Below are 12,792 nucleotides of genomic sequence, written 5' to 3'. Positions count from 1 at the left end.
TGTAAGTAAAATTGTTCTTCTTTGAAAGTGAGTGGTAAATCAAAAGTTTTAGACTTGATATAAGATATAAAGTAAGCATTATTCAATAATGAAAGTAATAAAGAAAATATGTTGATCACCTCATTATAATTAATGCTATTTTTGACAAAAAATGATAAATAAAATTAATATTTCTTTTGCTTAACATTTCTTTAAAAATCAAGTATAATAGAGTACAATTGTTATGTGATAAAGAGAGGTAATTTATGGAAGAGTTAAGATGTTACGGCTGTGGAGCTATTATTCAAAGTGAAGATGAAAAAAAGATTGGTTTTGTTCCTAAAAATGCACTAGATCGAAGTCAAGTATTATGTAAAAGATGTTTTCGTTTAAAAAACTATCATCAATTACAAGCAACAAATTTATCAGATGATGATTTTCTTGAAATTTTGAATAAAATTGGAGAAAAGGATTGTTTAGTTGTTTATCTTGTTGATTTATTTGATTTCAATGGAAGTTTAATTCAAGGATTGGTTCGTCATATTAATTATAATGATGTCATTGTTGTTGGTAATAAGAGGGATATTTTACCTCGTTCAATCAAAGATACGAAAATTATTCATTGGTTGAGAAGACAACTTAAATTAGAGGGAATTAAACCGTTAGATGTGTTACTTACAAGTGGGAAAAAGAATTATCATTTAGATGAATTAATGCAAATGATCGATCAATATAGAAAAGGTAGAGATGTTTATGTTGTAGGAGTTACTAATGTTGGTAAATCATCTTTAATCAATTCTTTATTGAAAGCCTATAGTGATGTTCAAGATAATTTAATTACAACTAGTGAGTTTCCTGGTACAACATTGGATCTTATTGAAATTCCATTAGATGAAAATTCGTCCATTTATGATAGTCCAGGTATTGTCAATAGACATCAAATAGCACATCTTATTGATGAAAATACATTAAAAGATATTTTACCACAAAGTGAATTACGACCTGTTAATTATCAGTTGAATTGTAAACAAACTTTATATTTTGGTGGATTAGCACGTTTAGATTTTTTAAATGGTTCAAAAACATCGATGACATGTTATTTTCATAGAAGATTGCAAATTCACCGTACAAAATTAGAAAATGCGGATGCTCTTTATAATCGACATAAAACATTAAAACCTGAAGTTGAAGAATTAAAAGATATTCAATCATTTAAAACATATCAATTTAGATTACCTGAAAATAAAGTCGATGTTGTTATTTCAGGATTAGGATTTGTGACAATTCATTGTCCAAATGCATTAATAGAAGTGAAAGCTCCCGAACAAGTTGGAGTCTTTATAAGAGAAGCGTTAATTTAAAGGAGGATATATTATGTTAACTGGAAAACAAAAAAGATTTTTAAGACATGAAGCGCATCATTTAAACGCTATTTTTCAAATTGGAAAAGATGGTTTACATGAAAATCAAATTATTGGAATTGATGAAGCTTTAGAATCAAGAGAACTTATTAAAGTAAAAATTTTAGAAAGTTGTCAACAAGATAAAAATGAAATCGCACAAGAATTATCTTTAAAAACTGATGCTGAAGTTGTTCAAATATTAGGGCGTACAATCATTTTATACCGTGAAAGCGAAAAGGAAATTTATCGTTTACCATGAAAATAGGAATTTTTGGAGGCTCTTTTGATCCTATTCATTTAGGTCATACAAGAATCATTAATGAAGCAATTATAGCTCTTCAACTTGATAAGATGTTAATTGTACCTACCAAACACAATCCTTGGAAAGAAGACAGTGTTGCAAATAATCAACAACGTATAGAAATGATTCAAATTGCTCTTAAAGATAATTCAAAATGTGAAGTTTGTACATTAGAAATTGATCGACAAGATAATAAAAAAAATTATACGATAGATACAATTAAAGAATTAAAAAAAATATATAAAAATGATCAGCTCTATTTTATGATGGGAATGGATCAGGCAAGCCAATTTGATAAATGGAAATCTGCTAAAGAAATTAGTGAACTTGTTCAATTAGTAGCTTTTAATCGAAAAGGATATCAAAAAAATGATGTTTTAAATGATTATCATTTTGAATTTATTCAAGCTGATTCAACGGCTGAATCAAGCACTCAATTTAAAGAGGGAAATAAAGAAATCGTTGATCGAAATGTTTATACATATGCATTTCAAAATGGCTTATATTTAGAAAATTTTGTTTCAGGATATATGAGCGAAAAAAGATTTAAGCATACATGTTCTGTTGCAAAACTTGCTAGAGAATTTGCTGTTGAAAATGGAATTGATGGTAAAAAAGCATATATTGCAGGAATGTTGCATGATATTGCCAAAGAAATGGATAAAAAACAAGAAGATGATTTGATGGAAAAGTATTTTAGTAAATATGTTGATAAACCAAGAGCAATTTATCATCAATGGTTATCAACATATTTAGCACAAAAAGATTTTATGATTGAAGATGCTGAAATATTACAAGCAATTCGTCATCACACAACAGCTTCAACAAACATGTCCTTGTTAGATATGTGCGTATATTGTGCAGATAAACTTGATCCTTTAAGAGGATATGATTCTTCAAAACAAATTGCATTATGTAAGGAAGATATCATAGAAGGTTTTAAAGGAGAACTAAAGAATTTTTATAAATTTTCGAAGAAGAAAAATAGACCTATTGATGAATGTTTTTTTGATGTTTATCAAGTATATTGTAAAGGAGATTTAAATGGATAAATTAAAAACAATTGTAAAAGTATTAGATGAAAAATTAGCAGAGGATATTGTTGTTATTGATATGTCAATTGACAGTCCTATTTGTGATTATTTTGTAATTGCAAGTGCAAGTAACGAAAGATTACTTCTTGCATTAAAAGATCATATTGAAGATGCTTGTAATAAAGAAAGATACTATGTAAAAAATATTGAAGGTAGAAAAAATTGTAAATGGATTTTAATGGATTACGGTGATATTGTTGTTCATTTATTTGATCCAGAAGAAAGAAAAAATTATGGAATTGAAAAACTATGGTCTGATAAGCCATTTGTCCAAGTAGAGGATATTTTATAATGTCGTACGAAGCATTTGCCTATTATTATGATAGTTTAATGGATCAAAATTTTTATAATGATTATATTCAATTTATTAATGAGCATGTAAAAGATTATCAAACTGTATTAGAGCTTGGATGTGGTACAGGAGAAATTGCAATACGTTTGGCTCATTTAGGAAAACAAGTTTGTGCTACAGATATTTCAAAAGATATGTTAGAGGTTGCTAAATACAAATGTATTGATTTTAAAGTGGATGTGATGTTATCACGTATTGATATGTGTGATTTTGCAGTTGATAGTCAATTAGATCTTATTCTTTGTTTATGTGATTCTTTAAATTATGTTATTGATTTAAAAAATGTAAAACAAGTATTTGAAAATACGTATAATGCTTTAAAAAAAGGTGGATCATTTATTTTTGATATTGATTCTATGTATAAAATGGAAACAATTTTAAAAGATTATGATGAAGAAAATGATGAAGATGATTTTTATTTTCATTGGCATGTTGATCGTATCAGTAAAGGATATGTAAAACATAGTGTAGAAATTATTGATAAAGTAGAAAATGATCGAGTTTATGAAGAACATTATCAAAAAACGTATGATGTTGAAACCTATATTGAATTATTAGAAAAAATTGGTTTTAAAAACATTAAGTTATATAGTGATTTTTCTAAATATGATACTGAATGTGAAAGAGTTATATTTGTATGTCAAAAGGGGTGATTTTATGATAGGTATTATTGGAGCAATGGAAGAAGAAGTAAAGGCTTTGTTAGATAAAACAGAAGATATTCATGAAAATAAAATTTTAGATTGTGTTTTTTACGAAGGAAAAATAGATAATAAACAAGTCGTTATCTTACAAGGTGGAATAGGAAAAGTAAATTCTGCTATTTGTGTAACATTATTACTTACAAATTATGACATTGACTATGTTATTAATATTGGTTCTGCTGGTGGTTTAAAGGATTATCAAAATGTTGGTGATGTTGTAATTTCTAGTCATGTAGCATATCATGATGTTGATTTAACAGCTTTTGGGCGTCCTATGGGTGAATTACCAGAACTTCCTGTATTTATTCCTGCAGATGAAAATTTGGTTAATAAAGCAAAAGATATTCTTCATAAAATGAATATTCATGAAAATGTTGGATTAATTGTTTCTGGAGATCAATTTATTGCTCAAGAAGGACAAGTTTCTAAAATAAAAAAAGATTTTCCAAATGCATTATGTTCAGAAATGGAAGCTTCTGCAATAGGACATACTTGTTATAAATTTGGAGTTCCTTTTATTATAACAAGATCTTTATCGGATGTTTATGGTCATGGTGAATCTTCTATGCAATTTGATGAATATTTAAAAATTGCTAGTGAAAATTCGGCTAAATTATGTGTTGAATTAGTAAAAGCCTAAGGAGGTTTTTTATGAAAAAAAGAGAAGATATAGAATTATTAGCTCCTGCAGGGAGCTTTGAAGCATTAGTCGCTGCTGTTCAAAATGGCGCTAATGCTATTTATTTAGGTGGCCAAAAATTTGGGGCACGAGCGTTTGCTCATAATTTTGATTATGCTGCATTAAAAGAGGCTGTAGATTATTGTCATTTAAGAAATGTTAAATTATATGTTACTGTAAATACTCTTTATAATAATGCAGAAATCGATGAAATTTTTGATTATTTAAAATATCTTTACCATATTGGTGTAGATGCTCTTATTATTCAAGATATGGGGCTTTTTTCTCTTATTAAAAATCATTTTCCTGATATAGAGATACATATGTCAACACAAGCAAGTGTTAGAAATATTGAAGGAGTCAAATATTTTGCTAAACAAAATGTAGATCGTGTTGTACTTGCAAGAGAAATGAACATTCGTGAAATTGAAGAAATATGTCATAATTGTTCAATTGATATTGAAGTGTTTGTTCATGGTGCATTATGCATGTCATATTCTGGTCAATGTTTAATGTCATCAATGATTGCTAAAAGAAGTGGGAATAAAGGCGAATGTGGTCAACCGTGTAGATTGCCGTATTCTTTATTAGAAGATAATAAAATAATCAAAAAACAAAAATACTTATTATCACCAATGGATCTATGTACAATTGAAAAAGTACCTAAACTTATTGATGCGGGTATTAAATCATTTAAAATAGAAGGACGTATGAAAAGACCTGAATATGTTGGTGAAGTCGTAAAAGCATATCGTCAAGCTATAGATTATTATTTTGATCAAAAAAATTACACGCCTGATATTTTACAGATGAAAAAAGTATTTAATAGGGGATTTACACAGGGATTTCTATTTCAAGATTATCTTAATCTAGCACAAGATATACCTGGAAACCAAGGCATCAAAATTGGTAAAATGATTAATTATTCTAAAAAAAGAAAAATGCTGGATATTAAGTTATCAGATACCCTTTATCAAAATGATCGTATTTATTTTCCTAAAAATGATTTTACACGTACAATTACTAAATTATATAAAAATAATCGATTAGTTAATACTGCATATCAAGGTGATCTTGTTTCTATTGAAATGGACCAGTTATTGGATTTTCAAGATATTTATAAGGTTGTTGATGCAAAAATTGTTGAAGAAAATAGTAAATATATAAAAAATGAACATATTAAATTACCAATTCAAATGAAAGTTTTTGGGTTAATTGGTTTACCATTACAATTAACAGTGATCTATAAAAATAAAAAAATTAGTGTTAAAAGCGATCAATACATTGAAAAAGCACAAAACGTACCTTTAACAAATGAAAGAATAAAAGAACAATTATCTAAATTAGGAAATACAATTTTTTATTTAGAAAAATGTTCAATACGTTTTCCAAATGATGGAATTGTTTCCATTAAAGAATTAAATAATTTAAGAAGAGTGGCTATTGATAAACTTGAAAAAGAAATGTTAGATATGTCTTTTAGAAAGATGAATGATTTAGAACAATTTAATTGCCTTTCTAAAAAAAGAGAAGATCATAAGAAAATAGCAATTCAAGTATCTGATATTTCTCAACTTGAACAGCTTGATTTGCATGGTGTTGAGCAAGTATTTGTACCTTTTTACCAATATCAAGCGCAATGCGATAAATATATACCTTATGTGCCATTTTTATATGATGAACAAGATTTTATTGAATTTTTAAATAGTGTTTATTATCAAAAGTGTCAATCAATTCAAGTGAATGATTTTGGTGCATTGAATCTTGTTAATGATAAAAATATAGTCTTAGGATATCATATGAATATTACAAATAATAAAGCAATTCAAGAATTCAATTTACCATTTGTTGTTTCTTATGAAGCATCGAAAAATGATATACAATCTTTTAAAACAAATCAGGACATTTATTTTACAGCTTACTCACAAATTATTAATATGAATTTAAAACATTGTATTATTTCAAATCATTATTTTTCTAGAAAACAAAAAGGCTGTCATTTGTGTAAACAACATCAATATTGTTTAAAAGATAGAAAAGAAATGAATTTTAAAATAGTAACAGATCAATACTGTAATAATTATGTTTTACATACGCATCGTTTTTACTTTGATAAAATCAATGATCTAAATGTGGATTATATTTTATTAAATTTTTTAGATGAAACATCTCAAGAAATTCAAACAATTGTTAATGATTATCTTAATATTACAAAACATTTATTATCTAAAAATAAGAATAATTATGATATTTTTCAAGGATATTTTACAAAATAAAAATAATTTTTATTAAATGTTTTTTTTAAAAATAATAATTAAAAAAAATATAATTGAATGTCTTTAATGAAAATGCTAAAATTTTTATATGGGAGGATTATTGTATGGCGATTGATACTGAATTAGCAAAAAGATTACGTTCATATCGTAATTTTAAACATTTAACACAAAAAGATGTTGCTGCGCATTTAAATGTTCCTCATTCTGCAATTTCCGATATAGAAAATGGTAAAAGAGACATTACTGTTAGCGAGTTAAAAGTGTTTTCAAATTTATATGGTAGAAGTGTAGAAGAAATTATGAGCGGGAAAAAATATGACTATTATAATATTGCCAATATCGCTCGTTTACTTACTGAACTTCCTGATGATGATTTAAAAGAAATCATGTTTATTATTGAATATAAAAGAAAAAGAAATGAAGAACGTCATTTGAAATAATATTATTTTTGACAAGCAAAACGTTTAAATTCATTCAAAATATCTTGATCTTTATCAATTAAAGATTGGGGTATTTTTTTTTGTGTTCTTGAGTCAAAAAAATCAACATGAAGTTTATCATCAACAGATACAATAGCATAACTTCCACATTGAGATTGCCCTCTATTAAACATAATACTACCAGGATTAATAAATATTTTATTCTTATATATTTCATAATGTGGGACATGTGTATGTCCATGAAAACAAATATGAATATCCGCTTTATTCATGTACTCAACTAAATAATCATATCCTGCATAAACATTAAATTTATGGCCATGTGTAATTAATATATTGCCTAATGCTGTTGGTAATGTTGCAGTTAAAGGGAAAAAACCTTGATCATGATTTCCATCTACAATAGCAGCAAATTCTTTTATAAATGGAGAATTTTTATCAAAGCAACTATCTCCACAATGTATTTTTAGATCGCATTTTACATTTTCTAAAACTTTTTTTAATTCATCATCATAGCCATGGCTATCGCTTACCAAAAGTATCTTCATAAAAAACCTCCATTATATCAATATAAATTATTATAGTCTAATTTTAATAAAAAATCTATTTCAAATCTATTTTCTGAAATAGAAAAAAAAGAGCGGAAAGGGTTTACATTTAAAGGGATAATTGATAAAATATATATAGGTTATAAATGAGAAGGAGTGTTAAAAATGAAACAAATTTTATTAGTTTGTTCAGCTGGTATGTCTACTAGTTTATTAGTAACTAAAATGGAAGGTGCTGCTAAAGATGCTGGATATGATGCAAAAATTTTCGCATTACCATTTTCTGATGCACCAAGAGTTTTAGAAGACGTTGATGTTATCTTACTTGGCCCACAAGTTAGATTCCAAAAATCTGCTATTGAAAAATTAGCTGCTGGACGTAAAAAAGGACCAATTCCTGTTGAAGTAATTGATATGAGAGATTATGGAACAATGAATGGTAAAGCTGTTTTTGAAATGGCTAAAAAATTAATTGGTGATTAATCACATAAAATAGTAAAAATTGGGGTTAACCCTTTAAAAAATTAGTTAAGGAAGGTATTTATTATTATGAAAAAAATTATGTTAGTTTGTGCTGCTGGTATGTCTACTAGTTTATTAGTAACTAAAATGGAAAAAGCAGCTGCAGCAATGGGTGATGAAGTTGAAATCTTCGCTTTACCAATTTCTGAAGGAGAAAAACGTGTTGGTGATGTAGATTGTATTTTACTTGGCCCACAAGTTAGATTCCAAAAAAATACTATTGAAAAAGCTATGGAAGCTGCTGGTGTAAGCAAACCATGTGACGTAATCGATATGAAAGATTATGGAATGATGAATGGTGAAGCTGTTTATAAAAAAGCTAAAGCTATGATGGGTGAATAATTCACTAGAGACGACTGTTTAACAGTCGTTTTTTATTTTAGTCTTTTTTAATTTTTTTTCATATGCTATAATATTCCAAAAGTATAAGGAGGATAATTATGGAAAAGGGTATTATTACTGTTGTTGGGAAAGATCAAGTTGGAATTATTGCTAAAGTTTGTACATATTTAGCTGATAACAAACTTAATATTTTAGATATTTCTCAAACTATTATTCAAGGATATTTCAATATGATGATGATTATTGAATTACAAAATGCAACAAAAGATTTTGGTGCTATTTGTGATGAACTTAATGAATTAGGAAATGAAATAGGTGTTAATATCAAGTTACAACATGAAAATATTTTTAATAAAATGCATCGAATTTAAAGGAGATTAGAATGATTAATTTATTTGAAGTTGCAGAAACAAATAAAATGATTGAACAGGAAAATTTAGATGTACGTACAATTACTATAGGGATCAGTTTATTAGATTGTATGGATCATGATATTGATGTTTTATGCAAAAATATATATAACAAAATAACAACTGTAGCAAAAGATTTAGTTAAAACGGGTGAAGAAATTGAAAAGAAATATGGTATTCCAATTGTTAATAAACGTATTTCTGTTACACCTATTGGTTTTGTAGGCTCTAATGCATGTAAATCAACAAAGGATTTTGTTAAAATTGCTAAGACTTTAGATCGATGTGCTGCCGAACTTAAAGTTAATTTTATTGGGGGATATAGCGCTATTGTTTCTAAAGGAATGACACCTGCTGAAAGACTTTTAATTGAATCTATTCCAGAAGCAATGAAAGTAACAAACAATGTTTGTAGTTCAGTAAATGTTGGTTCTACTAAAACAGGAATTAATATGGATGCTGTTAAATTAATGGGTGAAATTATTAAAGAAACTGCTGATTTAACAAAAGAAAATGACTCAATTGGATGTGCTAAACTTGTTGTTTTATGTAATGCACCTGATGATAACCCATTTATGGCTGGAGCATTTCATGGTGTAAGTGAAGCTGATTGTATTATTAATGTTGGTGTAAGTGGTCCAGGAGTTGTGAAAAACGCAATAGAAAAATGTAAAGATGAAGATTTTGGTAAATTATGCGAAACAATCAAAAAAACTGCTTTTAAAATTACTCGTGTGGGTCAACTTGTTGCTCAAGAAGCTTCAAAAATGTTAAATATCCCATTTGGAATTATTGACTTATCTCTTGCACCTACACCAGCTGTTGGTGATAGTATTGCAGATTGCTTAGAAGGTATGGGATTAAAGAGTGTCGGGGCACCTGGAACTACTGCAGCATTAGCAATACTTAATGATCAAGTAAAAAAAGGAGGCGTAATGGCATCATCTTATGTTGGGGGACTAAGTGGTGCATTTATTCCTGTAAGTGAAGATCAAGGAATGATTAATGCTGTAGAAAATGGAGCATTAACACTTGAAAAATTAGAAGCAATGACATGTGTATGTAGTGTCGGATTAGACATGATTGCTATTCCTGGTAAAACATCATCAGCTACTATTTCTGGTATTATTGCTGATGAAATGGCTATTGGTATGATCAATCAAAAAACAACAGCTGTAAGAATCATTCCAGTAACTGGAAAAGATGTAGGTGAAACGGTTGAATTTGGAGGATTATTAGGTTATGCTCCTATTATGCCTGTTAATGAATTTGATTGTTCAGAATTTATAAATCGTGGTGGAAGAATACCAGCACCAATTCATAGTTTTAAAAATTAGAGGAAACTCTAATTTTTTAATATATAAAAAATATTGACGATAATAAATTTGCATTATACAATATTTACGTCACGGGGGTATTATATGGATTATATGGATAGAGAATTACACGAAGAATGTGGTGTTTTTGGGATAATTGGTCATCAAGATGCATCACAAATATGTTATTATGGATTACATAGCTTACAACATAGAGGTCAAGAAGCTGCTGGTATCTGTTGTGAAAACAATGGTAAAATGATTTTTCATAAAGGCGAAGGACTTGTTACAGAAGTATTTAACCAAGATAAATTAAAAGAGTTACAAGGTAGTTCAGCTATTGGACATGTTAGATATTCTACTGCTGGTGGAGGTGGAATTGCTAATGTTCAACCATTTGTATTTAGAACTATGCAAGGATCTATGAGTATATGTCACAATGGAAACTTAGTTAATGCAAATATTCTAAAACAAGAATTAGAAGAACAAGGAAGCATTTTCTCCTCAACTTCTGATACTGAAGTATTAGGGCATCTTATTAAAAGACAAAGTGGACATATGATTGATAGAATATGTACTTCTTTAGATAAATTAGATGGTGCATTTGCATTTTTAATCATGGTTGATAATAGAATTTATGCTGCAAGGGACAAATATGGATTACGACCTTTATCAATTGGAATTTTACCAAATGGTGCTTATGTGTTTGCATCAGAAACATGCGCATTAGATGTCGTTGGAGCAAAATTTGTAAGAGATGTTGAACCAGGTGAAATTGTTAGGGTAAAAGATGGAAAATTATTAAGTAAGATTTATACAAAAGATCCATTACAAGATAAAATATGTGCTATGGAGTATATTTATTTTTCAAGACCTGATAGTAATTTAGATGGTATAAACGTTCATACAACAAGAAAATTAGCTGGTAAGCAATTATATTATGAAAATCCTATCGATGCAGACGTTGTTATTGGTGTCCCAGATTCATCGATTTCAGCAGCAATTGGATATTCAGAAGCATCAGGAATTCCTTATGAAATGGGATTGGTAAAAAATAAATATGTGGGTAGAACATTTATACAACCAACTCAAGAAATGAGAGAACAAGGTGTACGAATGAAGCTGTCTGCAGTATCGGCAATTGTCAGTGGAAAAAAAGTAGTTATGATTGATGATTCAATTGTACGAGGAACAACTTCGAAAAGAATCGTAAGACATTTAAAAGATGCTGGTGCAACAGAAGTACATGTTAGAATTGCTTCTCCAGCTATTAAATTTCCATGTTTTTATGGTGTAGATACATCTACAATAGAAGAATTAATTTCTAATAAAATGAATGTTGAAGAATTATGTAAATATATTGAAGCTGATAGCCTTGCGTTTATTAGTGAAGAAGGATTAAAAAAATCTATTCATTTTTCAAAAGAACATACATGTGGGTTATGTATGTCTTGCTTTAATGGAAATTATGTAACTAATCTATATGATTCATTTGATAAAGCAAATAAATTTGAAAAATAATTTATTTTGATATTATTCAACAATTATTGATCATATTTATTGAAATATTTCAATTTTTACTGTATTCTTTAGATGTTGGTAGTAGGATCATCTTAAAATTAGAGATATCCTAAAAGAGCGATATTTATTGGTAATTTAAAATAACGAGGGGGTTTCTCATATTTTAATTATCAAATGATGTGGGGCAAATTTTGCCCCACGTTTCTTTATACATTAGAAGTCAATTTTGGAAATATCTAAATCTGATGATGTATCAACATCATCATTTTTTATTAGAGCCAGCTGTATATCATCTATTCGCTTAGAAATCGATGCCAGACTATTAAGAATATCTTCTAAAATTACATCTTCTTCGACAATAATTGGTTCATTATTTTCATCAATAACAAGTGTAAATACTTTTTTCATTTTAATTTCTGTCCTTTCTGATACATGTAAAATAGTATGTCGTATCATCATTTAAAGTGTAGAGAATACAATTACGGAATCTTTCCCAGTTCAGATAGCCATTCGAAGCATGTTTGATAAGTTTAATAGTCTTATTTCTGTTTTCAACGATGGTAGTGTTCATTCTTCTTTTTGATTTGTCATCTACAATGATAAAGCTAAGGTTGCATTTGGAGATTTAAGATCCTTGAGAACATTGGATACAGTAACAATAGAGAGTCTACCTCCAAAAAAAAGAAATATAATCAATAATAAAGGAAACATGAGAAGACGATAAAAAATCTTTATTTTTTAAAACATCAATGATGATATCAAAAGAAACAATAGAATAAGGAATCGTATCTTCAATCAGGACAGCATGGGTAGAATTACAAGATGGGCATTTAAGGCGTAATATTCTGATGGTATGATTTCGATCAAAGATATCGACATGGCGGTCATAGTAGGCATGAATGATC

Annotated in this window: 16 protein-coding genes; 13 read left to right on the top strand and 3 right to left on the bottom strand. The window is 28.2% G+C overall.

Annotated elements, in window-relative coordinates; genetic code table 11:
- Window positions 1–245 precede the first annotated feature (245 nt).
- From yqeH to OCV55_RS07620, 8 genes are all read left to right on the top strand, one after another.
- Complete coding sequence (gene yqeH, locus OCV55_RS07655; RefSeq protein ID WP_032090046.1) at window positions 246–1,340, top strand: ribosome biogenesis GTPase YqeH; 1,095 nt, start codon at window positions 246–248, stop codon at window positions 1,338–1,340.
- Between the two features lie 13 nt (window positions 1,341–1,353).
- Window positions 1,354–1,641 carry a ribosome assembly RNA-binding protein YhbY gene (yhbY, locus tag OCV55_RS07650; RefSeq protein WP_022001271.1) on the top strand — a complete coding sequence of 96 codons (288 nt, stop codon included), beginning with the start codon at window positions 1,354–1,356 and terminating at the stop codon, window positions 1,639–1,641.
- Window positions 1,638–2,735 (top strand): nicotinate-nucleotide adenylyltransferase, encoded by a 1,098-nt coding sequence (locus OCV55_RS07645; RefSeq protein ID WP_147580266.1) that lies wholly within the window; start codon window positions 1,638–1,640, stop codon window positions 2,733–2,735. The genes yhbY and OCV55_RS07645 overlap by 4 nt, the downstream gene beginning before the upstream one ends.
- Complete coding sequence (gene rsfS, locus OCV55_RS07640) at window positions 2,728–3,069, top strand: ribosome silencing factor (RefSeq protein ID WP_147580265.1); 342 nt, start codon at window positions 2,728–2,730, stop codon at window positions 3,067–3,069. Before OCV55_RS07645 ends, rsfS begins: the two co-directional genes overlap by 8 nt.
- Complete coding sequence (locus tag OCV55_RS07635) at window positions 3,069–3,782, top strand: class I SAM-dependent DNA methyltransferase (protein ID WP_119363369.1); 714 nt, start codon at window positions 3,069–3,071, stop codon at window positions 3,780–3,782. The genes rsfS and OCV55_RS07635 overlap by 1 nt, the downstream gene beginning before the upstream one ends.
- Before the next feature lie 4 nt (window positions 3,783–3,786).
- On the top strand, window positions 3,787–4,473 hold the full coding sequence (locus OCV55_RS07630; RefSeq protein ID WP_119363370.1) for a 5'-methylthioadenosine/adenosylhomocysteine nucleosidase: 687 nt from the start codon (window positions 3,787–3,789) through the stop codon (window positions 4,471–4,473).
- A gap of 11 nt (window positions 4,474–4,484) precedes the next feature.
- Window positions 4,485–6,788, top strand: a complete 2,304-nt coding sequence (locus tag OCV55_RS07625) for a peptidase U32 family protein (protein ID WP_147580264.1) — start codon at window positions 4,485–4,487, stop codon at window positions 6,786–6,788.
- A gap of 104 nt (window positions 6,789–6,892) precedes the next feature.
- Window positions 6,893–7,228 (top strand): helix-turn-helix domain-containing protein, encoded by a 336-nt coding sequence (locus tag OCV55_RS07620; protein WP_022001265.1) that lies wholly within the window; start codon window positions 6,893–6,895, stop codon window positions 7,226–7,228.
- A gap of 2 nt (window positions 7,229–7,230) precedes the next feature.
- Here OCV55_RS07620 and OCV55_RS07615 read toward each other — a convergent pair whose 3' ends face one another.
- Window positions 7,231–7,776 (bottom strand): metallophosphoesterase family protein, encoded by a 546-nt coding sequence (locus OCV55_RS07615; protein ID WP_147580263.1) that lies wholly within the window; start codon window positions 7,774–7,776, stop codon window positions 7,231–7,233.
- Between the two features lie 165 nt (window positions 7,777–7,941).
- Here OCV55_RS07615 and OCV55_RS07610 point away from each other — a divergent pair, with 165 nt between their 5' ends.
- The 5 genes from OCV55_RS07610 to purF all read left to right on the top strand — a co-directional run bounded on the left by OCV55_RS07610 (window position 7,942) and on the right by purF (window position 11,887).
- Entirely contained in the window at window positions 7,942–8,259 is a 318-nt protein-coding gene (locus tag OCV55_RS07610; RefSeq protein ID WP_022000846.1) for a PTS sugar transporter subunit IIB, read from the top strand.
- 66 nt (window positions 8,260–8,325) lie between these two features.
- Entirely contained in the window at window positions 8,326–8,640 is a 315-nt protein-coding gene (locus tag OCV55_RS07605; protein ID WP_022000845.1) for a PTS sugar transporter subunit IIB, read from the top strand.
- A gap of 98 nt (window positions 8,641–8,738) precedes the next feature.
- Complete coding sequence (locus tag OCV55_RS07600) at window positions 8,739–9,011, top strand: ACT domain-containing protein (RefSeq protein ID WP_022000844.1); 273 nt, start codon at window positions 8,739–8,741, stop codon at window positions 9,009–9,011.
- A gap of 11 nt (window positions 9,012–9,022) precedes the next feature.
- Window positions 9,023–10,387, top strand: coding sequence for a PFL family protein (locus OCV55_RS07595; protein ID WP_147580262.1), 1,365 nt, complete (start codon window positions 9,023–9,025; stop codon window positions 10,385–10,387).
- An 84-nt stretch (window positions 10,388–10,471) separates the two neighbouring features.
- Window positions 10,472–11,887 (top strand): amidophosphoribosyltransferase, encoded by a 1,416-nt coding sequence (gene purF / locus OCV55_RS07590; protein WP_147580261.1) that lies wholly within the window; start codon window positions 10,472–10,474, stop codon window positions 11,885–11,887.
- A gap of 213 nt (window positions 11,888–12,100) precedes the next feature.
- Here purF and OCV55_RS07585 read toward each other — a convergent pair whose 3' ends face one another.
- Window positions 12,101–12,295: a hypothetical protein gene (locus OCV55_RS07585; RefSeq protein WP_096807543.1), complete on the bottom strand. Its 195-nt coding sequence runs from the start codon at window positions 12,293–12,295 to the stop codon at window positions 12,101–12,103.
- 259 nt (window positions 12,296–12,554) lie between these two features.
- Window positions 12,555–12,792: DUF6431 domain-containing protein (locus OCV55_RS07580; protein WP_267309861.1), on the bottom strand; the 238-nt coding region annotated here is incomplete at its 5' end.

The sequence above is a fragment of the [Clostridium] ammoniilyticum genome, from assembly GCF_025566905.1.
Taxonomy (GTDB): domain Bacteria; phylum Bacillota_I; class Bacilli_A; order Erysipelotrichales; family Coprobacillaceae; genus Faecalibacillus; species Faecalibacillus intestinalis.
The sequence above is the reverse complement of the archived record's forward strand: the minus strand, read 5'-3'. Positions and strand labels throughout refer to the sequence as shown.